The organism is Rhizobiaceae bacterium, from assembly GCA_023953845.1.
Taxonomy (GTDB): Bacteria; Pseudomonadota; Alphaproteobacteria; order Rhizobiales; family Rhizobiaceae; genus Arvimicrobium.
The window spans coordinates 1,434,513-1,459,107 of record JAMLJC010000001.1; the positions used below are offsets into that span (position 1 = coordinate 1,434,513).

Below are 24,595 nucleotides of genomic sequence, written 5' to 3' on the forward strand. Positions count from 1 at the left end.
GCCGGGGTTGCGCGGCGTGAGCCTTCTGGTTTCCGAAACCTACGATGCGGGGGTCGCCGCAGACTCCAAGCGGGCGCGCGTGCTGGAAGCCGCCATGAAGGTCGTGCTCGTCTACGGCTATCATCGCACGACGATGGACGACATAGCGCGCGCCGCGCAGATGTCGCGGCCGGCGCTCTACCTTCTGTTCAGGAACAAGGCCGAGATCTACCGGGCCATCGCCGGCCGTATGTTCGATCAATCGCGGCAGCGCATGCAGGAATTGCTGGAAGGGCCGGGTTCGCTCGGCGAACGGCTTTATGCGGCGATCGAGGCCACGATGATCGACATGATATGCGCAATCAAGCAGTCGCCTCACGGCGCCGAGATCCTCGATCTCAGGAACGAACTCGCCGGCGATCTCGTGAAGAACTGGCATAGCGGCGTGGCGCGCCTGTTCCGGGCCGCCATTGCCGAGGAGACGGGCCGCACGGGCGTCGACCTGAAACAGCGCGGGCTGTGCGCCGAAGTGCTCGCCGAACTTCTTGTCGACGGGCTGGAGGGCATGAAGATGCGAACCTCCGACGATGCCGCGCAGGCCGCCGCGGCGCGCCAGCTCGTTCGCGTCATCGAGCTTTCGATCGAGCGCTGATCACCAGTCCTCATAAGCCGGGCACTGGCCTGCGGCCGTCTCGCTGAGCAGAAACGTCCTGTCGTCCTTGCCCGGCAGCAGTTCGACGCCGTCTTCCTCGCCGTCGTCGCACCCTTCCGTCATGCGGATGCGGCCGGTGGCGGCGAGGTCAACCAGCAGCTTGTTGCCGTCGCGGCGGCGGATGACGACACCGCCGCCATCGCATTCGACTCCGCAGAAGATGCCCTTGCCGTCTGCTGATGGCGCGCATTCGCCGAATGCCTGGAGCGGACGGCCCTGCTTCTGGTCGCGCAAGCCGACGTGCAGTTGAAAATAGTAGTTGCGCTGGCCCTTGGGGAAAAACTGGTCCGGCTCGTGGATCTCATAGGCAAGCCTGAAGTCCATCTTCGCCACGCGCTGGTCGGGATGCGTCTGCAGGTGCCTGGCGTCGTAGATGCGGCCAAAACAGGCGTGCGCGCCCTGCCGGGGCGCGACGATCTTGGCGAGTTCGCCTTCCTTGCCGGGTTCAACCGCCTGGGCGATCAGCGGCGGCGGCGCCAGAAGACAGGCGGCGGCCAGCGCAAGACCGAACGAAACAATGTGTCGCATGGCACCCCGCCCGGAAATCCAGACCATTCGCGAAATTCTCATGAAAACACGGCAAGAAAAGGAAGCGGATCGTCGATATGATGGCAACGATGCGCGGCAGGGCGTCGCTTGACAAGGACCCGCATTGACAAGCGTCCGGCGCTCAGCCACCTCAAGGCCATAATTTCCGTCGAACGGGACAACCGGCATGACCGGATATTTCTCTTCCCCATTTCCTCGCAGGCGCTCGGTCGGCGTCGATGTCGGCGGCGTGCTCGTCGGCGGTGACGCTCCGGTCGTCGTGCAGTCGATGACCAACACCGATACGGCCGATGTCGACGAGACGGTCGCGCAGGTGGCGGCGCTGCACCGCGCCGGCTCGGAGATCGTGCGCATCACCGTCGACCGCGACGAGAGCGCTGCCGCCGTGCCGGCGATCCGCGAGCGGCTCGACCGGCTGGGCGTCAACGTGCCGCTGGTCGGCGACTTCCATTATATCGGCCACCGCCTTCTGGCCGATCATCCGGGCTGCGCCGACGCGCTCGCGAAATACCGCATCAATCCGGGCAATGTCGGTTTCAAGGAGAAGAAGGACAAGCAGTTCGCCTCGATCGTCGAAATGGCGATCCGCTACGACAAGCCGGTGCGCATCGGCGTCAACTGGGGCTCGCTCGATCAGGCCCTGCTGACGCAGCTGATGGACGAGAACCAGGCGAAAGGCTCGCCTCTGACCGCGGTTCAGGTCATGTACGAGGCAATCGTGCAGTCTGCGCTGATGTCGGCCGAGATGGCGGAGCAGATCGGGCTTGGGCGCGACAGGATCATCCTTTCTGCCAAGGTGAGCGGCGTACAAGACCTGATCGCCGTCTACACGCAGCTTGCGACGCGTTCCGACCACGCGCTGCATCTCGGCCTGACCGAGGCCGGCATGGGATCGAAGGGCATCGTCGCCTCGTCCGCCGCCATGGGCATTCTGTTGCAGCAGGGCATCGGCGACACCATCCGCATTTCGCTGACGCCAGAGCCGCGCGGCGACCGCACCCGCGAGGTGCAGGTGGCGCAGGAACTGCTCCAGACCATGGGATTCCGGCAGTTCGTGCCGATCGTCGCGGCCTGCCCCGGCTGCGGGCGCACCACGTCCACCGTCTTCCAGGAGCTCGCGCAGAAAATCCAGGAGGACATCCGCGCCAACATGCCCGTCTGGCGCAGCCACTATCCGGGCGTGGAGGAACTCAAGGTCGCGGTGATGGGCTGCATCGTCAACGGGCCGGGCGAATCCAAGCATGCCGACATCGGCATTTCGCTGCCCGGCACCGGCGAGATGCCGACCGCTCCCGTCTTCATCGACGGCCGCAAGGCCGCCACCCTGCGCGGCCCTGACATCGCGGAGGAGTTCCAGAAGATGGTCGCCGACTATATCGAGCAGCGCTTCGGACGTGGCAGGGCGGCGGCCGAATAGGCGCGTTCGCGCGGCGTTGGCGGCGACATTCGCCTGCCTGCTCGCGCTCCCCGCGCGTGCCGATCCGCCCGCCAGCATCAAGCGGCCGGTCACGGTCGGCCGCATCTGCCATCTCATCGAGACCCATGCCAACGCGAACCGGCTGCCGCGCGATTTTATGGCGAGGTTGATCTGGAAGGAGAGCCGTTTCGACCCGGAAGCGGTCAGCCCGGCCGGCGCGGAAGGCATCGCCCAGTTCATGCCGGGCACCGCGAAGATGCGGGGGCTCGCAGATTCCTTCGATGTCGAGCAGGCGATACCGGCCTCGGCGAAATATCTCGGCGAACTGAAGACCGGCTTCGGCAATCTCGGCCTCGCCGCCGCGGCCTACAATGCCGGAGAGACGCGCGTTTCCCGCTGGCTGAGGAGCGGCGGTTTCCTGCCGCTCGAAACGGAGGACTATGTGCTCGACATCATGGGCGAGCCGGCCGACAATTTTTCCACAGCCTCCTATGCCGGCACGGTGCAGCCGCTGGACGCAAACCTTCCCTTCGCCGAAGCCTGCCGCAAGCTGCCCGTCATCATGGCGGCCACCATTCCCATGGCGCGCATCCATGTGAAGCCGTGGGGCATCCAGGTAGCAGGCAATTTCCGCCGCGCCGCCGCGATCCGCCAGTGGACGCGGGTGCGCAACCGGTTTCCGGCGCTGCTGGCGGAGCATGAGCCCGTGGTGAGCCGCGTGCGCACGCCGATCGGCCGGCGCGGCATCTACGCGGTGCGCATCGGAGCGGACAGCAGGGCGGATGCGGACGTGATCTGCCAGAAACTTCGCGGCGCGGGCGGCGCCTGTATCGTCACCCGCAACAGGTAGTGCGATCCAGCAAAGTGCGTTGCAGTTTTTGCGTCCGGACCGTTTCAGGCCGACTTGGCGACGACGCCGTCGGTCAGCCACGCATTGATCTTGGCGCGCAGGCGGTCCGGCGAGATCGGCTTGGCGAGATAGTCGTCCATGCCGGCTTCGAGGCACTTTTCCCGATCGCCCTTCAGCGCATGCGCGGTGACGCCGATGATCGGCGTGCGGCCGCCGGTTCGCGCCTCGTCCGCGCGGATGGCGCGCGTTGTCTCGTAGCCGTTCATCTCGGGCATCGACACATCCATCAATACCAGCTTCGGCCGCAGGGAGCGGAACATCTCCAGCGCCGTCCGGCCATTGGCGGCGATCCGGTACTGCAGCCCGATGCCGTTGAGAATCTGGGCGAACACCATCTGGTTCACCTCGTTGTCCTCGGCGATCAGGATATCGATTGCAACCGGCAGGGGCCGGGTCGCCGGCTGCGGGGCCACCTGCGCCAGGCTCTCCGGCTGGAGCGGCCTTGATATGCCGGTCAGCTCCGGTTCGTGGATGTGGCTCGCCGGCGTCGTCTTGGAACGCGCCTTCTGGATCGCCGAGATGATGGCGCCGAGCAGTATCGAGGACCGGGCCGGTTTCGTAAGCTGCGCAGCGATGGCGTAGTCGAGCACGAGGCGGCTGAGATCCATCTGGTCCACGGAGCTGAGCAGCACGATCGGCACGGATTGGGTGCGATCGTCGGAGCACATGGCCTTGGCGACGTCGGCGCCGTTCATGCCGGGCATCTGATAGTCGAGGATGACGCAATCGACCTGGACGCCGACCTCATAGGCCCGATTCAGGAAGGCGATCCCCATCGCCCCCGATTCGGCGGCGGCGCAATCGAAACCCCAGCTGCGCAGCTGCTCCACGAGGATGTCCCGGTTGACGGGATTGTCGTCGATGACGAGCACGCGCGCTCCGGTGACGTCGGTCGGCACCGGGACGGCCTCGTCCGGCGCCGCGTTGACAGGCATTCTGGCGGTAAACCAGAAGACGGACCCCCGTCCCACTTCGCTTTCGACGCCGATGCGCCCGCCCATCATGTCCACCAGGCGCGCGGCGATGGCGAGGCCGAGTCCCGTTCCTTCATGCCGGCGCGTCGAGCTGCTGTCCACCTGCGCGAACTTGTCGAAGACGGTCTGCACCTTGTCGGCCGGAATGCCGATGCCGGTATCCTCGACACGCACGCTGAGCGTCACCATGCTTGCGTCGCGCTTGCCCGAAACGTCGATGAGCACGTGGCCCTTCTCGGTGAACTTGACGGCGTTTCCAAGCAGATTGGTGATGATCTGCCTGAATCGCCCGACGTCGCCGACGACGAAGCGCGGAAGGCTTGGATCGATGCGGACGATCAGTTCGAGATTCTTCTCGGCCACGCCGGCGGAAATCAGCGCCGCGACATCCTCGACCGCTTCGGCGAGCCGGAACGGCGCCGGGTCGAGCGTCAACTGCCCGGCGTTGATCTTGGAGAAGTCGAGGATGTCGTTGATGATCGTGAGCAGCGAGTTGCCGGACTTGACGATGACGTCCGTGAATGTCCGCTGGCGCGCCGTGAGCTCGGTGTTCGCCAGCAGCTCCGCCATGCCGAGCACGCCGTTCATGGGCGTCCGGATCTCGTGGCTCATATTGGCCAGGAATTCCGACTTGGCCCGGTCGGCCGCCTCGGCCCGGGCCAGCGACGCATCGGATTCGGCGAAGGCGCGCCTTATGGCGCGTTCCATCGGTCGGAAGACCATGATCGCCGACAGCGCGAGAACGATCAGCAGGAGCGCGCCGCCCCAGCGAAGCGTACGGTCGATGGCGTTGTCGGTCCGCCGCCTCTCATTATCCACCGCCTGGCGCGCGCGCTCCAGCATGGGCTGCGCGAACAGTTCGTTCTGGTTCCTGATCTCCCGCAATATGCCCTCGTCCGCGACTTCAGACGAGGCGAGGCGCTTCATGTTCCGCAGCATGTCGCGTGCCGACCACAGCGGATCGCCGTTGACGGAAGCCGAATCCAGCAGCCAGTTCGCCCGGTTGGACAGTTTCGGGCGGATGCGCGCGAAGCTCAGTTCAAGCGCGTCGATCCGGGAATCCAGCCGTTCGGCATGACCCCATGCGGCCGTGACCAGCGCATCACGCGTGCCGGGTCGCCAGTTGTCGACGGCCTTCTCGGCAAACTTGGTGGCGCTGTCCAGCTCGCCGCCGATCTGCGAGATCGAGGTCGAGAGATTGTCGATCTCGTGCCGCAGGTCGTTCACGCGGTTGAGCATGAAGAGCAGGCAGCCCGATGCGATGGCGAAAACGACGAGCGCCGTCAGGTATCTGTATCGGATCGACCGTAGGAACGGCGAATAGGATTGCACGCGCTACCCCGCAACCTGACACGCGTTCGAAGACTGGCGGATTAGGCGGGATTTGAATTAATATTTGGTGGAAATCGCGGATGACGGCAGTTACCGCAGCGTCAATGCCGGCGATTGGCGATGAAGCGCGCCGCCGCCTTCAGCACCTCCGCCTTCGGGCCGAACGGCGCGAGCAGGGTTTCCGCCTGCTCCGTCAGCCCTTCAAGCTGCTCGCGCGCCCATTGCGCGCCGTGCAGTCCGACCAGCGTGGCCTTGCCGGCTTCGGCGTCCTTGCCGGTGGCCTTGCCCATCACGTCGGCGCTTGCCGTGAGGTCGAGAAGATCGTCGGCGAGCTGGAAGGCGAGCCCTATCGCCGATCCGAATTCGGCCAGAAGCTGCCGGTTGCCCTCGGACGCGCCGCCGACCATGGCGCCCGCCTCGCAGGCATACCGGATCAGAGCGCCCGTCTTCATCGCCTGCAGCCTGATGATGCCGGCCTCGTCCGGCTTTACGGTTTCGGCCTCGAGATCCAGCGACTGCCCGCCGGCCATGCCGCCGACGCCCGCCGCCCGCGCCAGGCCGAGAACCAGGGCCAGCTTGCGGTCGGCGGGAAGCAGCGTCTCGTCGTCGGAAATCAGGTCGAAGGCATAGGTGAGAAGGCTGTCGCCGGCGAGGATCGCGGTCGCCTCATCGAATGCCTTGTGCACGGTCGGCTGGCCGCGTCGCAGATCGTCGTCATCCATGGCCGGCAGGTCGTCATGAATGAGCGAATAGCAATGCACGCATTCCAGCGCGCCCGCGACCCGCAGCGCCGCCGCCTTGTCGCCGCGGAAGAGCGCCGCGCTCTCCATGACGAGCAGCGGCCGCAGCCGCTTGCCGCCGTTCAGAACGCCGTGCCGCATCGCCGCGACCAGGCGAGAAGGACGCGCGATCTCGCCGTCGCGCGGGCGGTCCTCCAGCGCCCTGCCGAGAAAGCGCTCGACGGCCACGGCATGCGCCGCCATAGCCTTTTCGAAGCCGTTTTCCGCCCCTTCGTCCATGGCCGGCAGCGGTAGCGGACAGTCAGGCGTTGCGCAAGCAGCCTCGGCCCTTTATGCCGAAGACCCACAGAGCGGGAACGGACGGTTGATCGAACCGGCGATAGAAGCGGAGCTCTCGGAGCCCGAGGCCATGAGTGCGCGAAAGGGCGAGACACGCAGGGGCATGCGTTTCTGGGGCTTCCGGCTTTTCAAGATCGCGCTGGTGCTCGCCCTCGTCCCCGTCGTGCTGACGATCCTCTATCTGCCTTCCTTCGTACGGCCGGTCTCGACGCTCATGCTGGCGGATCTCGCAACCCTTCAGGGTTATGATCGCCGCTGGGTGCCGCTCGATGAGGTCGCGCCGGTCATGGTCAACTCGGTCATCATGTCGGAGGACGGGCAGTTCTGCTCGCATCACGGCATCGACTTCGGCGAACTCAGGGGCGAGATAAACGACCTGCTCGACGGCAGGCCCATCCGCGGCGCCTCGACCATCACCATGCAGACGGCGAAGAACCTGTACCTCTGGCACCGCCCGCTGGGTTCCGTGCGCAAGCTGATCGAGCTGCCGCTGGCCGTCTATGTCGATGTCGTCACGCCCAAGCGCCGGATCATGGAAATCTATCTGAACATCGCCGAATGGGGACCGAACGTCTACGGCATCGAGGCGGCCGCGCAGTACCACTTCAACAGGTCGGCTAAGGATCTGACGCGCCGGCAGGCGGCGCTGCTGGCTGTGACGCTTCCAAACCCCTATACGCGCAATCCGGCCAAGCCCTCGGCCGATCTGAGGCGGCTTGCCGCGCGTGTCGAGCGGCTGGCGGCGCGCTCCGGCGCCTATGTGCAGTGCGTGCAATAGGCGCAGGCGACAATTTTTTTTGTTGAATGCTGGCCAAGCCGGCGCTGAGCGTGTATAGGCACGCCACTTTCCGAAGACCCTGGCCCGGAAAAGGCCCTTTTAACCGAGGGCGTCAAGGGCTTTTGACCGACTGGAACGACCATGGCTGTACCGAAAAGAAAGACCTCGCCGTCGAAGCGCGGCATGCGCCGTTCGGCCGACGCGCTGAAGGCTCCGAGCTACGTGGAAGACAAGAATTCCGGCGAAATGCGCCGTCCGCACCACATCGACCTGAAGACCGGCATGTATCGCGGCCGTCAGGTGCTGGAAGCGAAAGAGAGCTGAGCGGCTTTAGCCCGGCAGCATGAGGAGACCGGCCGCGCGCCGGTCTTTTTGTTTCCGACCTGATCTGCAACGCGGGAAAAGAAAGCGATCGCCCATGCTGAGCGCCGTGCCGCTGCTGGTCATACCGCTCATCCTCTACAATCTCGGGCTGGTGCTCGAACCGGGCAGTACCGGCCTCTGGGAGGGCGGGCTGTTCTCGGTTTCCATGATGTCCGGCGGAATCTGGACCATGACGCTGGGCGACGCGCTCATCGTGCTGACGCTCGTCTTTCTTTTCGTGGAGATCGTGAAGTCTACGCGCACCTCGAACGTGTCGATCATAGACCATCTCCTCTCGACTTTCGTCTTCGTGGCCTATCTGGTCGAGTTCCTGCTGGTGCAGGGCGCGGCGCATCAGGTGTTCTTCATCCTGATGGTGATCACGCTGATCGACGTTCTGGCAGGTTTCTCGGTGTCGCTCCGCGCCGCCGGTCGCGACGTCAATTTCGGGTAGCAGACCGCTTTTCCATTCCGACGTCCTGTGCCTGCAGGCGCTATCCCGCAGGCTCCCGACTTTGTAAGTCTCGACGTATCGGCCTCATCGGGGTTGCTAACATGCATGCATTCGACGGGCCCGGTCCCTTGCCGGACGCCAGAGGCGTCAAGAAGGAGTTGCGACGGCAGGCACTGGCGCGGCGCGACGCGCTCGACCCGTCTTGGCGCATCGAAGCATCGCTCGACATGGCCGCGATGGCGGAAGCGGCGATCGACTTCGAACCCGGCGCCGTCGTCTCCGGCTTCTGGCCGATCCGCTCCGAGGTCGACATCCGCCCCCTGATGTTCTCCCTGCGCGAGAAAGGGGCGCGGCTCTGCCTCCCCGCGATCCTCGACAAACAGACCATCGTTTTTCGGGAACTGGTGCGCGGTGCGCCGCTGGTGGACATGGGTTTCGGCACCGCCGGGCCGGGGGCGGAGGCTGAGGTGCTCGATCCGGCCATCATGCTGGTGCCGTTGGCAGCCTTCGACCGTCGCGGCCACCGCATCGGCTACGGCGCCGGCTTCTACGACCGGGCCATCGCCAGGCTGCATGCCGCCGGCATGGCCCCGCGCCTGATCGGCGTCGCCTTCGACTGCCAGGAGGTGGAGCGCGTGCCGGATGAACCCCACGACGTGATCATATCTGAACTTCTCACCGAAAGCGGCCTGCGCCGCTTAAACCTGGCATGACTTCCCGAACCCACTGCTTGCGCGGCTTCGGTGCCTGCCGCTAGAAGGCCTGCATGAGACTCCTTTTCCTCGGCGACATGGTGGGCAGGAACGGACGCACGGCCGTCTGGGAACAGCTGTCCGGGCTGATCGCGGACTTCCGTCTGGATTTCGTCATCGTCAACGGCGAGAACGCGGCAGGCGGCTTCGGCATCACCGAGGAAATCTATCACCGCACGCTGGAGGCGGGGGCGGATGTCGTGACCACGGGCAACCACGTCTGGGACCAGCGCGAGGCGCTCGAATTCGCGCCGCGCGAAAGCCGCTTCCTGCGGCCGGCGAACTTTCCGAAAGGCACGCCCGGCAAGGGGTCGGGCCTGTTCATGGCGAAGAACGGAGCGCGCGTGCTTGTCGCCAACATTATGGGCCGCGTCTTCATGCACCCCGATCTCGACGACCCATTCGAGTCGGCGGAAGGCATATTGCGAGACTGCCCGCTCGGCGAACAGGCCGACGCGGTGGTGATCGATTTCCATGCCGAGGCGACGTCCGAGAAGATGTGTTTCGCCCATTTCGTCGATGGCCGGGCGAGCCTTGTCGTCGGCACGCATACGCATCAGCCAACCGCCGACCACCAGATCCTCAACGGCGGCACGGGCTATCTGACGGATGCCGGCATGTGCGGCGACTACGATTCCTCGCTGGGCATGGACAAGGAGGAGCCGCTGAACCGGTTTCTCTTCAAAGTCCCACGCGGACGGTTCGAGGTCGCTGCCGGCCCCGCCACGATCTGCGGCCTCGGCGTGGATATTTCCGATCGTACGGGCCTCACGGAGCGGATCGCGCCCTTGCGGCTCGGTCCGCGGCTCGAGGAAACCGTGCCTGCTTTCTGGCGCTAGAGCAATTCCGGCGAAATCCGGATCGCTCTGGAACGCCTTGTAGTAGATTGTCGGAAATTCCACTGCCGAGACATTGACGAGCGGCCTTGCGCTCCCTACCTCACGCCGCAATTTCCCATTGCGAGAAGCGAGCTTCCCCAGAATGCCGATCGTCGACTTCCTGGCGCCCTATTTCGCCTTTGTGAACGATCCGACGGCATGGGTGGCCTTGCTCACGCTGGTCGTGCTCGAGATCGTTCTCGGCATCGACAATCTGATCTTCATCTCCATCCTCACCAACAAGCTGCCCAAGGAACAGCAGGCGCGGGCAAGACGCCTCGGCATCGGCGCGGCTTTGGTGATGCGGCTGGTGCTGCTCGCCACGATCTCCTTCATCGTCCAGTTGACCCGGCCGGTCTTCACGCTCTTCGACCACGGTTTTTCGTGGCGCGATCTCATCCTTATCGCAGGCGGCCTGTTCCTCGTCTGGAAGGCGACCAAGGAGATCCACCACACCGTCGACCCGCAGGACCACAAGGATTCCATGATCGGGGAGACGCTTCAGCTTTCGATGGGCGGTGCCATCTTCCAGATCCTGCTGCTGGATCTCGTCTTCTCGGTGGACTCCATCATCACCGCGGTCGGCATGACCGACGAGATCGCGATCATGTACATCGCCGTCATCGCGGCCGTGACCGTCATGATGCTGGCGGCCAATCCGCTCGCCAATTTCATCGCGAAGAACCCGACCATCGTCATGCTGGCGCTGGGCTTCCTGCTGATGATCGGCATGACGCTGATCGCCGACGGCATGGGCTATCATGTGCCGAAGGGCTACATCTACGCGGCGATGGGTTTTTCCGCGCTGGTGGAAGCGCTCAACATGCTGGCGCGGCGGCGCAAGGCCAAGCCAGGCTCGGCGCGCGAGCACTGAACAAAGGCCTCGTGACTCTGGCCGCGAGCCTCCTGCGTCAGTCGTGTTTGATGACCATGGTCCTAAGCGCTGAAAATTCGTAAAGGGCCTCAAAGCCCGCGCGGCGGCGGCTCGCTTCTTCAACGGCGGGTCTTGCTTTTTTGGACTAGCCGGCTGTCTCGCGCCGTATCAGCGGGCCGGCAGGAGACCCCTGACAATGTCGGCGAGACGTTTGGCTGCCGGCTCGATATGGCGCTCCTGCACTGCGGCGAAACCCAGATGCAGCGCATTGGGAGCCGGCGCCCGAACGGCGTAGAACGAGAGCGGCCTGACATGCAGGGATTGCCTGGAAGCCTCGTACTGGACGAGATGCGCAGGTACGCCCGCCGGCAGCGACAGGACCATGTTCATGCCCCCCGGAGGACCGGCGGATCGGGTAATATCGCCCATATGCTGGTTGAGCGCTTCCACCAGCAATTGCTGGCGATGCCTGTAGACCAGCCGCGCCTTGCGGATGTGCTTTGCATAGAGGCCCTGATCGATGAAATCGGCAAGGGCCGCCTGCAAATGCAGCGGCGGTTCCAGTCCGTTCATGAACACCGCCCGCTCGGCTGCCGCCACCATGTCCTCCGGTACGACGAAGAAGGCTGTTCTGAGGCTCGGGAAGAGCGTCTTGGAGAAAGTGCCGACATAGATCACGCGCCCATGCGGATCGGACCGCTGCAGCGCAACCAGCGGCTGCCCCACATAGCGGAACTCGCTGTCGTAATCATCCTCGATGATCCAGGCGTTCTCGCGCCTCGCCCACTCGATCAGCCTGCGCGCCCGGCTTTCCGCCAGCCGGGCGCCTGTCGGCATCTGATGCGTCGGCGTGACATAGGCCATCTTCGCCGACGGCAGGAACGGTTCCACCACCAGCCCGTCTCCGTCGACCGGTATCGCGACCACCTCCAGTCCCAGTCCCTTCACGACCTCGCCGACGATAAAATAGCCGGGGTCTTCCACGAGGCAGCGGTCGCCCGGTTTCGCCAGCATGCGGCAGAGGGCCGAAAGGGCGCCACGAGCCGAACTGGTGACGAGCACCTGCCGCGGCTCGCATATCAGTCCGCGCGCGACCACGAGATGTTCAGCCAGCGCTCGGCGAAGTGCGGCAAATCCTCCGATATGAATGCTCTCCCCGGCCAGATCGGCCGTCATCTGGCGATAGCGGCTGCTGAGCAGCCGACCCCACCGTTCCGCGGGAAAGAGATCGAATGCCGGCATGCCCGGGGAAAACGCCGGATAGGGAGGCGGCATCTCGCCCCGGTTCTGAACACTTCCCTCCGGCGGTGAAGCGGTACGCGGATGTCGCTGCACGACCATCGGAGCAGCCACGGTGCTCACGAAGGTCGCCGACCGCCCTCTCACTTCCAGCAGGCTCTCACCAAGCAGCCTGTCGTACACCGCCGTGACGGTGCCGCGCGACACGCCAAGATCCTTGGCGAGCGACCGGGACGAAGGCAACGCCATGCCGCTCGGCATTTCGCCTTGCATGATCGCATTGCGCAGCTGCTGCGCCATCTGCTCCTGCAAGGGCTCGGCCCTCGCGCGGTCCAGATCAAGCCAGTCGAGAAGAGCCCGACGCCGCATGCCGATCCCTATCCGGCACAAACGCGAGCCGAACGAGGCGTGCTGTAACACCGGGCTGAAAATCTCCGCCGGACTCCGGCGCGACAAGTCCGCTGTCTCATCGCCGTACGACTCCCTGCGGGAAACTGTTTGGGACAGGGTGGAAGGCTTCGATGGATATTTTTACCGACGGGCAGGACTGGCCTGCACTCGCCCGGCACGCCGCCCAAATCCCATCGAGCCTCGCGGCAATCCTGCCGTTTCGCCTCGCCAGCCGTCGGTCGGAATAATCCAATCTGGTCGGACATTGCTCTAAACAAGCCTTCCGCCGGAAAATGCGATCATGAACTTTTTCCGTCCCGATTGACATCGGGACAGCTTTTTTTGTTTCGGCTGCGTCAGTATTCTACATACATCGCAAACATGCTTGCGCAGTTGCTTCGCAATTGCATTGCCATTCAAGCCTCGCGCCCGATGCTCCTGACCCCATACGAATTGCACGATCGGTCGGGTGGGCAGAGGAACGCCGCCTTTCGGCGTAGCAAGCGGCGAAGGGCTGCCGTTCCTCGTCGGCAGCCCTTCCCGGATCAGATGAAGTTGAAGGGTATGAAATCAGCGCTGGTGGTCGCCTCGAAGACCGCGACCAGATGGACGTCGTCGGGCGACACCTGTCCGGCGGCGTTTGTCGATACGTAGAACGCCTGCGAGTTCGCGCCGTTCTGGATGATCACGACCACGTCGCGGTCGGCGCCGATCGCCAGCTTGCCCGCGCCGCTGCCGACCCTCTGCTCGATCTCCTGCTCGGTGTTTATGTCGGCATCATTGTCGAAGATGATCACGTTGCTCGCCGTGGCATCCACGCCGGTGCCCGCAATCGTTCCGGTCGGCACTTCCAGCACCACCGCCGGACCGCCGAGGAATGCCGTGAAATCCGCCCTGTCGCCGTTCAGGCCAGGATCGAAGCCGCCATTCGCCGCGAGCGTATCCCTGCCGTTCGCCGTGAAGGTTCCCTCGAACACGACACGATCGCTGCCGCCGCTGGTGATTATGAAATCGTCGCCACCGCCGCCCCGGATGACATCATTGCCGCCGAAGCCATTGATGATGTCGTTGCCGTTGCCGCCGCTGATCGTGTCGGCGACGGGCGATCCACCGAGGATATCGTTGCCAGCGCCGCCGGTGATGGTGCGGCCGAGATTGTCGATCGCATCCGCAAATATGATCTGGACGCCGACCGGCGTGCTCGTCAGACCGCTGGCGTCGACGGTCGTGATGCCCGTGGTCTCGATACCTGTGAAATTCGGCGGAGCGTTGCTCAGCGTGCCGTCGAGATCGAGGAACCTCGCTCCCTTGACGTTGGTCATGTCGATATCACCGCCATTGTAGGTGGTGAAATCGATCTCGATCCGCTCCAGCCCGTTCATCGAACGCAGGTTCAGCGGCGTGCCGCCCTGCGCGGTGATCTGGACGACATCAGTGTCGCCGGAGGACGGATCGCTCAGCGCATCGCCAACGGTCAGCGTGGTGCTCGATGCCTGCACGATCTCCGCGGCGCTCGTGAACTTGAAGTCGAACGCATTTTCAGGACCGTTGCGGAAAGCGCCCTGCGCATCGGCGAAATCCCGCCCCGGCGTCAGCAGGAATGTGGTGGGCGCACCCTGCACGATGCTCTGGCCGAGCAAGGTCGAAGCACCGTCCGGCGTGACGTCGGCGACGACTTGTGTGACCGCCGTCGCGTATTTGCCGACGCCCGCCTTGATCGCCTCGTTGATGATCGAGCCAAGCGCCACGATCTTCGTGGCCTGGTCGAGCGGAATTCCGCCCGGCACCACGCGCTCCAGCGCCACGGCCTGATAAAAGCTCTGGGAGTTGAGGAAGAACTGGATGGCGGCTTCGACGTTGATGCCGGCCGCCTGGGCCTGCGCGACACCGACGATTTCCTCATATGCCGTCCGGATGGTCTGCTCGAACGTCAGGGCGCCGAATTTCTGCTGGAACTGGAGGGCGCCGGCCCCGACCGAGCCCAGATTGTTCGCAAAGTTTATGAAGCGGTTCTCCTGGTTGAACTGCGCGTAATAGGGATCGCTCAGGTCGGTCGAGTTGGCAGGCGATTCGATAAGGAACTCGAATCCTCCCGCATTTGGAATTGAGCCGGTGAAGAACTGATATGTGCCTGCCACGACGCGAACGTCGTCCGATCTTGTAAACCAGACCATTGCATTGCTCCTCTCTAGCTTGGCTAAAGTATTTCCAAGAGGATATTGCGGACGGGTTTGGAGAGCCGAGAAGGTCCAGTTTTTTCGAATCTCGGCAGGCCAGAGCGTGCTCGATATGCGACGGGCCTGCGCAGCGGCGGCAGCTTTGTCCTAGGAGCTAGGCAGTCGACGGCTGACCTGAAGAGGATATTGATTAATCATAACAAAGGCTTCGGCCGCGTAGCCGGACGCATTATGAGCGAGCCGGCCGCGATATGTCCCTCGGTTCCCTTGGCGGTTGGCCACGGAACACCCGGCCGGCAATGATCACATCAACGTCATTAAGCGATTTTGGCTATATGCCAGAACTGCGCATACACTTGCAGAAACATGGCCAAAAACTTCTTCCGACCACTGTTCTGAAGTGCCTCTGAACGAAGTCCGCAATGCCTCAGCAGACGGGATCGCAGACATCCAGATCAGCGAGGCATGGTCCATAAGAGAAAGCGCGGCCGGCGCTCCTGGCGCCGGCCGCGCTTTTTTCAAGCCTATGTGTCTGGTCCTATTTGACCTCACCCGTGGGCCGCGGCGTCGTCGCCGTTTCGGCGGGCAGGATCGGATACACGATCTGCGGAACGGTGCCGGTCAGCGAGTCGAGAAACGCCGTGATCGCCTCGACTTCATTGTCGTTGAGATCCTCACCCAGTTGCGAGGTGCCCATGATTGCGACGGCCTGCTTCAGATCCCAAACCTTGCCCGAATGGAAGTAGGGCGCGGTGACGGCGATGTTGCGCAGCGGCGCGGCGCGGAAGACATAGGAATCGTCCGCTGTCGCGGTGACGGCGAAGCGGCCCTTGTCGCCCGCCGGCAGGACGTCGGCGCCGGGCTTCTCGACCAGACCGAACGGATAGTAGCCGGTGCCGCCGACATTGATGCCGTTGTGGCAGGATGCGCAGCCCTTCTCGATGAACAGGTCGAGGCCGGCCTTCTGCACGTCGGTCAGCGCGCCGTCGTCACCGTTGAGGAACGCGTCGAATGGAGCGGGCGTGATCAGCGTCGCCTCGAATGCCTCGATCGCCTTGGCGAAATTGTCGAAGCTGACCGGGTCCGCCTCGTTCTGGAATGCCGCCTTGAACCAGTCGACATATTGCGGCATCGAATTCAGCGTTGCCACGACGTTTGTCGGCGTATTCGCCATCTCGACGCCGGCCTGGACGGGACCTTTTGCCTGGGCCTTCAGATCCTCGGCGCGTCCGTCCCAGAACTGGGCTTCGTTGAACACCGCGTTCAGCGCGGTTGGCGCATTGCGCGGGCCCTTCTGCCAACCGTGTCCGATCGACGTCTCGAGATTGTCATCGCCACCGGTCGCCAAATTGTGACAGGAGTTGCAGGAGAAGACGCCTGAGGCGGACATGCGCGGATCGAAGAACAGCGCCTTGCCGAGCGTGATCTTCTCCGGTGTGATCGGATTCTCACTCACGGCGGGCGTGGTCGACGGCAACGGCTTGAAGACATCGAGCGCTTTTGTGCGGAGTTCGTTGGCGTGCGCAGCGCCCATGAAGCATGCTGCTACGGACGCGGCCAACACGATACGCAGAGTGCTTCTTTTCATAATAAACCTCACTCTTTTTGCCAAGTTTTCATCAATCGAGGATCTTCGCATTTCCAGGAAACCGTAGCTTGCGAGCACCTGCGGGATGTTGACTTGGATCAATACGTCGCTTGATTGTTTTCACTGTCGGCGGAGGACAAATTTCATCTGGCCGGCGCAAGAAAGTTGACGCAGCGGCAAGGGGAGGGAGAGACTTTTTACAGCAAGGTGACATCCGGGCGCGACCAGACGGCCGCTCATTCCCGGTCGTTCTGCAAAATCCCGGATAGTATTGGATATTCGAGTGGTGGTGGTGGGAGGTGAAACCTCGAACCGGAACGAGGCCGCGACTGCGGCCCCGGGCTTTCGCCTGCCCATCGGAGGCGTGAGCGAAGCGAACTGCCGTGAGATATGGAAATGGTGATCCCGACAGGAATCGAACCTGTGACCTACAGATTAGGAATCTGCCGCTCTATCCTACTGAGCTACGGGACCACGCGGACGCACTCATACATACTTTCGAACTGTTCGCCAACCGCCGGAATCGCGCCCGGCGGACCTTTTCATTGACGTCCGGCAGCCGGCCGGAGCGGCTTTCCTGAAAAGCGCCGGATCAGGCCGCCAGGGCTGTTTCCGCCAGTCTGACCCAGTAGCTCACCCCGTGCGGGATGGCCTCGTCGTTGAAATCATAGGCCGGGTGATGCAGCATGGCGGAATTGCCATTGCCTATGAAGATGAAGGCCCCCGGCCTCGCTTCAAGCATGTAGGAGAAATCCTCGCCGGCCATCAGCGGCGGCACGGAGCGCACCACGCCGGCCTCGCCCGCGACGGCGGCGGCGACGTCGCCGGCGAAGTCTGTCTGCCCGGGATCGTTGACCGTCACCGGATAGTTGGCGTCGTAATCCATCTCGATCGTCGCCCCGCTCGCAGCGGCAATCCCCGCGCAGATTTCCCTGATGCGCCTCTCGGCGAGCGCCGCCAGCGATTTGTTCAGCGTACGCACTGTGCCGGCGATCTCTGCCGATTCGGATATGATGTTGTAGGCGTCGCCCGCATGGAACTTCGTCACGCTCACCACCAGCGCTTCGACCGGGTCGGCGCTGCGCGACACGACGGACTGGAACGTCGTTACCAGCTGGCTGCCGACCACGATCGGATCGATCGTCACATGCGGCATGGCGGCGTGGCCGCCGCGGCCCTTGATCGTGATGGTGAATTCGGCGGTTGCCGCCATGATCGGCCCGGGACGGATGGCGAACGCGCCGACGGGCAGGGACGGCATGTTGTGCATCCCGAACACGCGTCCGATATTGAAGCGCTCCATCATGCCGTCCTTGACCATCTCCAGCCCGCCCCCGCCGCCTTCTTCGGCCGGCTGGAAGATCACGGCGACGCTGCCGGCGAAGTTCCGCGTCTCGGCCAGATATTTTGCGGCGCCGAGCAGCATCGCCGTGTGTCCGTCGTGACCGCAGGCGTGCATGATGCCCGGCGTCTGCGAGCGATAAGGCTTGCCTGTGATCTCCTCTATCGGCAGCGCGTCCATGTCGGCGCGCATGCCGATCGTCGGACCGTCGCCCTTTCTGCCTTTGATCAAGCCGACCACGCCGGTGCGGCCAAGTCCCGTCACGATCTCGTCGACGCCGAATTCCTTCAGCTTCCCGGCCACGAATGCGGCAGTCTTGAACACATCGAAATTCAGCTCCGGCTGCTGATGAATCTGCCGTCGCCATCCGGCGACTTCGTCCTGCATTTCAGCAACGCGGTTCAGAATGGGCATGGAACGATCTCTTGCTGGCAGCGCCTGTGATGCAAAGGGCGGATTTGCGGCTTTGCCTTGGTCACGTCATATAGGGTAGATAGCAGGTACCGGGCGCCGGATTGAGGAAAGGTCTGCCCGAACCATAGACGATACGGTCGCATGATCTCAAGATGGCGGCTGTCCCGGTGTCACAGGTCCGCTTCGTAATGCGCAACGGTTTTCGATTCTTCCCGGCTGTCTTCTCCGCCCTGATCGCGCTCGCCGCACCGGCCGGCGCCACACCGTCGCTGCTGTTCGATCTGACGGACGAGCGGGTTATCTCGCATGAGGAGGCCTTCCAGCGCTGGTTTCCGGCTTCGCTGACCAAGCTGATGACGGCTTACGTGACGTTCCGCGCCATCGAGGCGGGGGAGCTTCGCCTCGATTCGCCGATCGTCATGTCCAAGAAGGCCGCGAAGGAACCGCCAAGCAAGAGCGGCTTCAAGCCCGGCACGGTGCTGACCGCGGACAACGCGCTGAAGCTGATGCTGGTGCGCTCCAACAACGACATCGCCATGGCCCTCGGCGAGAATGTCGGCGGTTCGGAAGCGGCCTTCGCAGAACGCATGAACACGGAGGCCGCGCGTCTCGGCATGACCGATTCGCATTTCGTCAATCCGAACGGCCTGCATTCGCCCCAGCAGTACACCACGGCGCGCGATCTCGCCTTGCTGGTCGCTGCGCTGCGCCGGGATTTTCCGCAATTCATGTCCTACTTCTCGATCGAGGGCGTGATCGTCGGCAAGAAGACGCTGACCAATTTCAACCTGCTGGTCGGCCGCTATGACGGCGTCGACGGCATGAAGACCGGCTTCGTCTGTCCTTCCGGCTTCAACATGATCGGCACGGCTACCCGCGACGGCCGCACGCTGGCCGCCATCGTCCTTGGGCAACCTTCCGCGACGGTGCGGGCGGAAGCCGCAGCCGCCATGCTCGACCGTGGTTTCGCCAATCCGAAGGTCGGAGGGGATACGCTGGCGATGCTCTCGCGCTACGGCTATGAAAGCCCCGCGCCGAAGGACATGCGCGACATCATCTGCCCGAAGCCGGTGAAGGCGGAGAAGCCCGAAAAGCAGCCCAGCGAGCAGGCCGAGGAAGAGACGAAATCCCCCTATGCCATGCCTTACGACCATCCGCTGACGCTGGTCGCGGTCACTACCGGAGGCGCCACCGGCCCTGTGCCCAAGGCCTACGCCGAGATGCTCGCCAACAACTACGCCGACGTCCCGGTGCCGACGCCGCGTCCGCCCTATCCGGAGCCGACGCAAGCCGGCGTCCCTGCCCAGCAGGGCGACGGCAACTAGAAGACAAGATGTTCCCGATCCCCGTTTCCGTCATCACCGGCTTCCTCGGGGCCGGCAAGACCACACTGCTGAACCGGCTGCTCAAGGACCCAGAGCTCACCGACGCAGCTGTGATCGTCAACGAGTTCGGGGATGTGGCCATCGACCATCTGCTGGTCGAGCAAGCGTCCGACGGCGTCATCGAATTGTCGGACGGCTGCCTCTGCTGCACGGTGCGCGGCGAACTGGTCGACACGCTGGCCGACCTCGTCGACCGCCTCCAGAGCGGACGCATCGCGCGGCTGTCGCGCGTGATCGTGGAAACTACGGGGCTCGCCGATCCGGTTCCTGTGCTGCAGTCGATCATGGGACATCCCGTATTGGTGCAGGCATTCCGGCTCGACGGCGTCATCGCGCTGGTCGATGCCGTCAACGGCGCGGCAACGCTCGACGCCCATGTCGAGGCGGTGAAGCAGGTCGCGGTCGCCGATCGCATCCTGATCACAAAGCGTGACCTGAAACCGGACACGGATGCGCAGACGGAGCTGGAAGCGCGCATCCGCCGTCTCAATCCGAATGCGCCGATCCTGTATGTCGGCGCGCCGTCAGCCGGCGCGGCCTCGCTGCTCGCCTGCGGCCTCTACGACCCCGTCACCAAGACGGCCGACGTGCGGCGCTGGCTCGGCGAAGCAAGCGACCACGATCCTCAGGGGCATAGCCACGACCATCACGATCACCAGCACACGCATGAGGGCGGGCATGACCATGCCCATCACCATCATCATGACGACCGCGTCCGCTCTTTCAGCCTGGTCCATGACGATCCCATCCCCTACGCTGCGGTCGCCACGTTCCTCGAACTGCTTCAGTCGACGCAGGGTGAAAAACTCCTTCGGATGAAAGGGATCGTCGAACTGTCTGAGGACCCGTCGCGGCCGCTGGTCGTTCATGGCGTGCAGAAGCTGATGCATCCGCCCGCGCGGCTGCCCGCCTGGCCGGATGAAAAGCGCGGCACGCGGCTGGTGCTGATCGGCATGGACCTGCCGGACGATTATGTCCGCCGCCTTTTCGCCGCGATAACCAACCGCCCGGCGGTCGACACGCCGGACAGGCAGGCGGTCGCCGACAATCCGCTCGCCATTGCAGGCTTCCGGCCGTAGGCGGAGGACAATCTTAGCCGCGTTCGATCAGGAAGCGATGCCCGCCCTCGACGCGCATGCTGTCGACCAGCCGGTGGCCGTCTTCCTGCACGAAGTTCGGGATGTCGATCGCAGCGAGCGGATCGGTCGTCTCGACCCAGAGCCGGCTGCCCGCACTCATGCCGGCAAGTCGTTTGCGTGCTTTCAGCACGGGCAGGGGACAATTCAATCCCCTGAGGTCGTAAATGTCGGGGCTTCCGGTCAACTGCCGAATATGCTGCCAAAACGCTTGCGCATGCCGCCCAATATGCCGGGCTTCCCTTCGGCTGGCTGGGCCGGGACCACCTGAGCGGTTTCGGGCGTGGCATCCGGCGCTGCTTCCGCGGCAGGCTGGACCTTGGCAGCGGGTTTCGCCTCGCTGGCCGCGAGTTGCTTTGCTTCTTCTGCGGCCTTTTTGGCCTCTTCGGCCTGCAGCTTCGCCAGCCGCTTCTCTTCCGCCGCGCGCTCCTTGGCGAGCCGCTTTTCCTCCTCGGCCTTGCGCTTGGCCTCCTGCTCGCCCTCCAGCGCCGCCATCTTGCGGCCGGTGGGCGAATCGATGCGGCCCATGCGCGCCGTCTGCGACACGGTGCCGTCATGCGCCATGGCCGGCGGTTCGACCGAGATACGCTCGCCGCGCGCGCGCTTCTTCGTCCACTCCGAAACGAGCTTGGCTTCCTGCAGGCCGTTGATGGAATCCCTTGGCGGCGTCGCGCTGGCGGAAGAGGCCGCCGAGAACGCCGCCTCGTACTTCGTCTGATAGCTCTTGTAGGCCGAGACGAGCTGGTCCGGCATCGTGCTCGCCGGGCAGGCGCCCGTCGGCGAAAACGTCACGCCGTCCTCGGTGATCTGGTTGAAGACGTAGCGCTTCTCGCAGACATCGACCTTCACCGGCATGCGGGTAATCTCGAACTGGACGTAGCCTTCCTTCAGCATCGTCCAGAACGCGTAGTTCGGATCGTTGCGGTAGCGCGCCATGTTGGCCGCCGTCATGCGGAACGGGAATGACTGGATCTGGAACTCGGTCTGCCCGCCCCGGAACGCATCGCGCGCGAAGGCGTATATCTGCTCCATCTGCTGGTTGTTCATGGAGAAGCAGCCAGAGGACGAGCACTCGCCATGCACCATCAGATTGCTGCCCGTGCGGCCGTTGGCGCGGTCATAGGCGTTCGGATAGCCGATGTTGAAGGCGAGATGATAGCTGGAGTTGGGATTCATCTGCGCCGGGCGGACCGTATAGAACCCCTCTGGCGACTGGCGGTCGCCCTCGGTGAATTTCGGGCCGAGCTGCCCCGACATCTTGCAGATGTTGTAGGACGCGACGAGGGCATAGCGGCCGTTCGTCTTCTGCTTCCAGATCTCGAGCTTGCCCTCTTCCTTGAAGACGCGCGCCAGGATCGACGAGGTACGCGTCATCCCCTTGGCCTGCATCTCCTTGACCAGCTTTTCGGGAAGCTGCGCGCTGGCGCCGCCGGCCATGTCGAGCGTCGACTCGGTGCAGCCTGCCGCGAAAACCGCGGCGCTGAGCAATCCGGCACGGAGAAGTTTGGCGATCATGCGTCCGAATATCGACTATGGTTCGACGTGAAACCCGTATCAGGCAACGACCAATAGGGCGGTTAACCTTGAAAATTCCTTACCGCAAGCCTTGAGGCGTTGCCTCACCCGAATGTCATCGCCCTACCGACAAGGCGGATTTATGGCAGGATTTGGCCGGCCTGCCTACAGGTGCCGCCCGATTGCGAGATATTTCTCCCGGCGCTGCTCGCGGAAATCGGCCTTGGAGGAAACGAGTTCGCTCAGAGCGCGCCCGATCTGGTCCCCGGTCGCCTTCATCACGGCCTCGACGCCGCGATGCGCGCCACCCAGCGGCTCGGGAATGATGCCGTCGATGATCCTGAGCTCCAGCAGGTCCTGCGCCGTGATCTTCATGCTGGTCGCCGCATCCTTGGCGCGGGTCGAATCGTGCCAGAGGATCGACGCCGCGCCTTCCGGCGAGATCACCGAGTAGATGGCGTGCTCCAGCATGTAGACGCGGTTCGCCGTCGCGATGGCGATGGCGCCGCCGGAGCCGCCTTCGCCGATAATGACCGAAATCGACGGCACCTTGAGGCCGAGACAGGCGGAGGTCGACCGCGCGATCGCTTCCGCCTGCCCGCGCTCCTCCGCGCCGATGCCGGGATAGGCGCCTGCCGTGTCGACGAGGCTGATCACCGGGATGCTGAAGCGATCCGCCAGTTCCATGATGCGCACGGCCTTGCGGTAGCCTTCGGGCTTGGCCATGCCGAAATTGTGCTTGAGCCGCGTCTGCGTGTCCGAACCCTTTTCCTGGCCGATCAAAGCCACCGATTCGCCGCGGAAGCGCGCGAAACCGCCGACGATCGCGTGGTCGTCGCCGAAGGCACGGTCGCCCGCCAGCGGCGTGAAATCCGTGAACAGCGTCTTCACGTAGTCGAGGCAGTGCGGCCGGTCCGAATGCCGCGCCACCTGCGCCTTCTGCCAGGGCGTCAGGGCTTTGTAGATGTCGCGCAAGGCATCCTTCGAGCGTTTCTCCAGCCTCGAGATTTCCTCGGTGACGTCGACCGCCTGTCCGTTGTCGGCAAGCCGCTTCAATTCGAGGATCTGACCCTCCAGATCCTGCACCGGCTTTTCGAAGTCGAGATAATTGTACATGCGCGAGCGGTACGCCTAATCCGGAAGTGTCAGGACGCCAGAGGCGGGAAATCGGGCGAAATCACGACGTGACATAGCGATCCGGCGCCGGATCGGCAAGCGGATGGTGCTCGTTGACCAGCCGGAGCAGCCTTTCCTCCAGGACGTGCGTGTAGATCTGCGTGGTCGATATGTCGGAATGCCCGAGCAATTGCTGGACGGCGCGCAGGTCGGCGCCATTCTGCAGCAGGTGGCTGGCGAAGGCATGGCGCAGCACGTGCGGCGACACCCTGGCCGCCGGAATGCCGGCCCGCGCCGCAAGCCCCTTGAGCTCGCGCGCGAAAACCTGTCGCGGCAGGTAGCCGGTTTCCGAATCAGCGGGAAAGAGCCAGGGATTCTCCTTTCCGTCCGGAACGCGGCCGCGTTCGTCAAGCCAGGCGCGCATCGCTTCCCGCGCCTTGTCGGAAAGCGGCACCATGCGTTCCTTGTTGCCCTTGCCGCGCACCATGAAGAAGCGGTCGTCGCGCGTGGCGACACCGAGCGGCAGGCTGACCAGCTCCGAGACACGCAAGCCGGTAGCATAGAGAACTTCGACCAGCGCATGCAGGCGAACCGCTGCCGTACGATTGCCGTCGGGCGGATTTGCCGTCTCCATCGCGGCACGTCCGAGCAGGCGGTCGGTCGTGTCCTCGCTCATCGTTTTGGGCAGCGTGCGCGCCCTGCGCGGGCTGTCCAGCACGCCGGTCGGATCGTCGCCCCGCAGGCCTTCGGCGTAGAGGAACTTGAAGAACTGCCTGAACGCCGAGAGTTTTCGTGCCTGCGATGAGGCCGCGAAGCCCTGCGCGGCAATGCTGTCGAGATAGGCGCGCAGTTCCGCAGAACCCGCCGCCGCGAGATTCTGGCCCTTTGCGCCGAAATATGCCGCCGCATCCTCGAGATCCCGGCGGTAGGAAGCCAGCGTGTTGTCGCTCGCCCCGCGTTCGGCGGCCATCATTTCCAGAAAGGCTTCGATGCGGGCGGCGGCTTTCATGGCTTGTCGGCGGATTTCAACCTGTCTTCGATGGAGACCGGCACGACAATCTCGCCCGGTGTCGGCTTCACCAAGAACACCAGCGCCAGCATCGCCCCGTAGGCCAGAGCCACGAGCACGGCGATGATCGTCAGGAACCGGAACAGCGTCGGCATTCCGCCCGAGTCTCCTTCACCCGTGCCCTTATGGGACGCCGACGCCGGGGAGGCAAGGCGGGCGCACGCGCTTCAAGC

The 24,595-nt window shown here is 64.0% G+C and carries 23 protein-coding genes and 1 tRNA gene; 11 read left to right on the forward strand and 13 right to left on the reverse strand.

Going from position 1 to position 24,595, the window contains the following annotated elements; translation table 11 throughout:
• Positions 1 to 16 precede the first annotated feature (16 nt).
• Positions 17 to 631 (forward strand): TetR/AcrR family transcriptional regulator, encoded by a 615-nt coding sequence (locus M9955_07135; GenBank protein ID MCO5081418.1) that lies wholly within the window; start codon positions 17 to 19, stop codon positions 629 to 631.
• Here the strand turns inward: M9955_07135 and M9955_07140 are convergent, their stop codons facing one another.
• Positions 632 to 1,219, reverse strand: coding sequence for a hypothetical protein (locus M9955_07140; GenBank protein MCO5081419.1), 588 nt, complete (start codon positions 1,217 to 1,219; stop codon positions 632 to 634).
• Positions 1,220 to 1,406: 187 nt separating this feature from the next.
• On the opposite strand from M9955_07140, the gene ispG reads away from it, so the two are divergent.
• Both ispG and M9955_07150 read left to right on the forward strand, forming a co-directional pair.
• On the forward strand, positions 1,407 to 2,657 hold the full coding sequence (gene ispG, locus M9955_07145; GenBank protein MCO5081420.1) for a flavodoxin-dependent (E)-4-hydroxy-3-methylbut-2-enyl-diphosphate synthase: 1,251 nt from the start codon (positions 1,407 to 1,409) through the stop codon (positions 2,655 to 2,657).
• A 16-nt stretch (positions 2,658 to 2,673) separates the two neighbouring features.
• Positions 2,674 to 3,507 carry a lytic transglycosylase domain-containing protein gene (locus M9955_07150; protein ID MCO5081421.1) on the forward strand — a complete coding sequence of 278 codons (834 nt, stop codon included), beginning with the start codon at positions 2,674 to 2,676 and terminating at the stop codon, positions 3,505 to 3,507.
• A 44-nt stretch (positions 3,508 to 3,551) separates the two neighbouring features.
• Here the strand turns inward: M9955_07150 and M9955_07155 are convergent, their stop codons facing one another.
• The gene (locus tag M9955_07155; GenBank protein ID MCO5081422.1) at positions 3,552 to 5,873 is read right to left on the reverse strand and encodes a response regulator; all 2,322 of its coding nucleotides are present in this window, start codon (positions 5,871 to 5,873) and stop codon (positions 3,552 to 3,554) included.
• A 101-nt stretch (positions 5,874 to 5,974) separates the two neighbouring features.
• Positions 5,975 to 6,856: a polyprenyl synthetase family protein gene (locus M9955_07160; protein ID MCO5081423.1), complete on the reverse strand. Its 882-nt coding sequence runs from the start codon at positions 6,854 to 6,856 to the stop codon at positions 5,975 to 5,977.
• Positions 6,857 to 7,022: 166 nt separating this feature from the next.
• Between M9955_07160 and M9955_07165 the strand changes: the two genes are divergently transcribed.
• The 6 genes from M9955_07165 (at position 7,023) to M9955_07190 (ending at position 11,051) form a co-directional block, all read left to right on the forward strand.
• A complete protein-coding gene (locus M9955_07165) occupies positions 7,023 to 7,730 on the forward strand; it encodes a transglycosylase domain-containing protein (protein MCO5081424.1) in 708 nt (235 codons plus the stop codon).
• Between the two features lie 141 nt (positions 7,731 to 7,871).
• Positions 7,872 to 8,054 carry a 50S ribosomal protein L32 gene (gene rpmF, locus M9955_07170; GenBank protein MCO5081425.1) on the forward strand — a complete coding sequence of 61 codons (183 nt, stop codon included), beginning with the start codon at positions 7,872 to 7,874 and terminating at the stop codon, positions 8,052 to 8,054.
• Positions 8,055 to 8,148: 94 nt separating this feature from the next.
• Positions 8,149 to 8,547, forward strand: coding sequence for a hypothetical protein (locus tag M9955_07175; protein ID MCO5081426.1), 399 nt, complete (start codon positions 8,149 to 8,151; stop codon positions 8,545 to 8,547).
• Between the two features lie 128 nt (positions 8,548 to 8,675).
• Positions 8,676 to 9,260, forward strand: a complete 585-nt coding sequence (locus M9955_07180; protein ID MCO5081427.1) for a 5-formyltetrahydrofolate cyclo-ligase — start codon at positions 8,676 to 8,678, stop codon at positions 9,258 to 9,260.
• A 53-nt stretch (positions 9,261 to 9,313) separates the two neighbouring features.
• Positions 9,314 to 10,138 carry a YmdB family metallophosphoesterase gene (locus tag M9955_07185; GenBank protein MCO5081428.1) on the forward strand — a complete coding sequence of 275 codons (825 nt, stop codon included), beginning with the start codon at positions 9,314 to 9,316 and terminating at the stop codon, positions 10,136 to 10,138.
• Positions 10,139 to 10,280: 142 nt separating this feature from the next.
• Positions 10,281 to 11,051, forward strand: a complete 771-nt coding sequence (locus M9955_07190; protein MCO5081429.1) for a TerC family protein — start codon at positions 10,281 to 10,283, stop codon at positions 11,049 to 11,051.
• A gap of 168 nt (positions 11,052 to 11,219) precedes the next feature.
• Here M9955_07190 and M9955_07195 read toward each other — a convergent pair whose 3' ends face one another.
• From M9955_07195 to M9955_07215, 5 genes are all read right to left on the reverse strand, one after another.
• On the reverse strand, positions 11,220 to 12,659 hold the full coding sequence (locus tag M9955_07195; GenBank protein ID MCO5081430.1) for a PLP-dependent aminotransferase family protein: 1,440 nt from the start codon (positions 12,657 to 12,659) through the stop codon (positions 11,220 to 11,222).
• A gap of 566 nt (positions 12,660 to 13,225) precedes the next feature.
• Positions 13,226 to 14,854 carry a hypothetical protein gene (locus M9955_07200; protein ID MCO5081431.1) on the reverse strand — a complete coding sequence of 543 codons (1,629 nt, stop codon included), beginning with the start codon at positions 14,852 to 14,854 and terminating at the stop codon, positions 13,226 to 13,228.
• A 541-nt stretch (positions 14,855 to 15,395) separates the two neighbouring features.
• Positions 15,396 to 16,391, reverse strand: a complete 996-nt coding sequence (locus M9955_07205; protein MCO5081432.1) for a cytochrome-c peroxidase — start codon at positions 16,389 to 16,391, stop codon at positions 15,396 to 15,398.
• Positions 16,392 to 16,842: 451 nt separating this feature from the next.
• Positions 16,843 to 16,919, reverse strand: a tRNA-Arg gene (locus tag M9955_07210).
• A gap of 118 nt (positions 16,920 to 17,037) precedes the next feature.
• Positions 17,038 to 18,201 carry a M20 family metallopeptidase gene (locus M9955_07215; GenBank protein ID MCO5081433.1) on the reverse strand — a complete coding sequence of 388 codons (1,164 nt, stop codon included), beginning with the start codon at positions 18,199 to 18,201 and terminating at the stop codon, positions 17,038 to 17,040.
• A 188-nt stretch (positions 18,202 to 18,389) separates the two neighbouring features.
• Here M9955_07215 and M9955_07220 point away from each other — a divergent pair, with 188 nt between their 5' ends.
• Both M9955_07220 and M9955_07225 read left to right on the forward strand, forming a co-directional pair.
• Positions 18,390 to 19,526, forward strand: a complete 1,137-nt coding sequence (locus tag M9955_07220; protein MCO5081434.1) for a D-alanyl-D-alanine carboxypeptidase — start codon at positions 18,390 to 18,392, stop codon at positions 19,524 to 19,526.
• Between the two features lie 8 nt (positions 19,527 to 19,534).
• The gene (locus M9955_07225; GenBank protein MCO5081435.1) at positions 19,535 to 20,665 is read left to right on the forward strand and encodes a GTP-binding protein; all 1,131 of its coding nucleotides are present in this window, start codon (positions 19,535 to 19,537) and stop codon (positions 20,663 to 20,665) included.
• A gap of 13 nt (positions 20,666 to 20,678) precedes the next feature.
• Here the strand turns inward: M9955_07225 and M9955_07230 are convergent, their stop codons facing one another.
• From M9955_07230 to M9955_07250, 5 genes are all read right to left on the reverse strand, one after another.
• Positions 20,679 to 20,909 (reverse strand): sulfurtransferase TusA family protein, encoded by a 231-nt coding sequence (locus tag M9955_07230; protein MCO5081436.1) that lies wholly within the window; start codon positions 20,907 to 20,909, stop codon positions 20,679 to 20,681.
• Positions 20,906 to 22,237: a hypothetical protein gene (locus M9955_07235; protein ID MCO5081437.1), complete on the reverse strand. Its 1,332-nt coding sequence runs from the start codon at positions 22,235 to 22,237 to the stop codon at positions 20,906 to 20,908. Before M9955_07235 ends, M9955_07230 begins: the two co-directional genes overlap by 4 nt.
• 165 nt (positions 22,238 to 22,402) lie before the next feature.
• Positions 22,403 to 23,353 (reverse strand): acetyl-CoA carboxylase carboxyltransferase subunit alpha, encoded by a 951-nt coding sequence (locus tag M9955_07240; protein MCO5081438.1) that lies wholly within the window; start codon positions 23,351 to 23,353, stop codon positions 22,403 to 22,405.
• Positions 23,354 to 23,414: 61 nt separating this feature from the next.
• Positions 23,415 to 24,362, reverse strand: a complete 948-nt coding sequence (locus tag M9955_07245; protein ID MCO5081439.1) for a site-specific tyrosine recombinase XerD — start codon at positions 24,360 to 24,362, stop codon at positions 23,415 to 23,417.
• The gene (locus M9955_07250) at positions 24,359 to 24,517 is read right to left on the reverse strand and encodes a histidine kinase (GenBank protein ID MCO5081440.1); all 159 of its coding nucleotides are present in this window, start codon (positions 24,515 to 24,517) and stop codon (positions 24,359 to 24,361) included. Before M9955_07250 ends, M9955_07245 begins: the two co-directional genes overlap by 4 nt.
• Between the last annotated feature and the right edge of the window lie 78 nt (positions 24,518 to 24,595).

Coding starts and splice junctions, on each gene's coding strand:
- M9955_07215 (MCO5081433.1), bottom strand. CDS start 18,201: ATGCCCATTCTGAACCGCGTTGCTGAAATGCAGGACGAAGTCGCCGGA.
- M9955_07195 (MCO5081430.1), bottom strand. CDS start 12,659: ATGCGGCGTCGGGCTCTTCTCGACTGGCTTGATCTGGACCGCGCGAGG.
- M9955_07165 (MCO5081424.1), top strand. CDS start 7,023: ATGAGTGCGCGAAAGGGCGAGACACGCAGGGGCATGCGTTTCTGGGGC.
- rpmF (MCO5081425.1), top strand. CDS start 7,872: ATGGCTGTACCGAAAAGAAAGACCTCGCCGTCGAAGCGCGGCATGCGC.
- M9955_07205 (MCO5081432.1), bottom strand. CDS start 16,391: ATGGGCGCTGCGCACGCCAACGAACTCCGCACAAAAGCGCTCGATGTC.
- M9955_07250 (MCO5081440.1), bottom strand. CDS start 24,517: ATGCCGACGCTGTTCCGGTTCCTGACGATCATCGCCGTGCTCGTGGCT.
- M9955_07245 (MCO5081439.1), bottom strand. CDS start 24,362: ATGAAAGCCGCCGCCCGCATCGAAGCCTTTCTGGAAATGATGGCCGCC.
- M9955_07220 (MCO5081434.1), top strand. CDS start 18,390: ATGCGCAACGGTTTTCGATTCTTCCCGGCTGTCTTCTCCGCCCTGATC.
- M9955_07185 (MCO5081428.1), top strand. CDS start 9,314: ATGAGACTCCTTTTCCTCGGCGACATGGTGGGCAGGAACGGACGCACG.
- M9955_07175 (MCO5081426.1), top strand. CDS start 8,149: ATGCTGAGCGCCGTGCCGCTGCTGGTCATACCGCTCATCCTCTACAAT.
- M9955_07200 (MCO5081431.1), bottom strand. CDS start 14,854: ATGGTCTGGTTTACAAGATCGGACGACGTTCGCGTCGTGGCAGGCACA.
- M9955_07240 (MCO5081438.1), bottom strand. CDS start 23,353: ATGTACAATTATCTCGACTTCGAAAAGCCGGTGCAGGATCTGGAGGGT.
- M9955_07225 (MCO5081435.1), top strand. CDS start 19,535: ATGTTCCCGATCCCCGTTTCCGTCATCACCGGCTTCCTCGGGGCCGGC.
- M9955_07235 (MCO5081437.1), bottom strand. CDS start 22,237: ATGATCGCCAAACTTCTCCGTGCCGGATTGCTCAGCGCCGCGGTTTTC.
- M9955_07160 (MCO5081423.1), bottom strand. CDS start 6,856: ATGGCGGCGCATGCCGTGGCCGTCGAGCGCTTTCTCGGCAGGGCGCTG.
- M9955_07140 (MCO5081419.1), bottom strand. CDS start 1,219: ATGCGACACATTGTTTCGTTCGGTCTTGCGCTGGCCGCCGCCTGTCTT.
- M9955_07190 (MCO5081429.1), top strand. CDS start 10,281: ATGCCGATCGTCGACTTCCTGGCGCCCTATTTCGCCTTTGTGAACGAT.
- ispG (MCO5081420.1), top strand. CDS start 1,407: ATGACCGGATATTTCTCTTCCCCATTTCCTCGCAGGCGCTCGGTCGGC.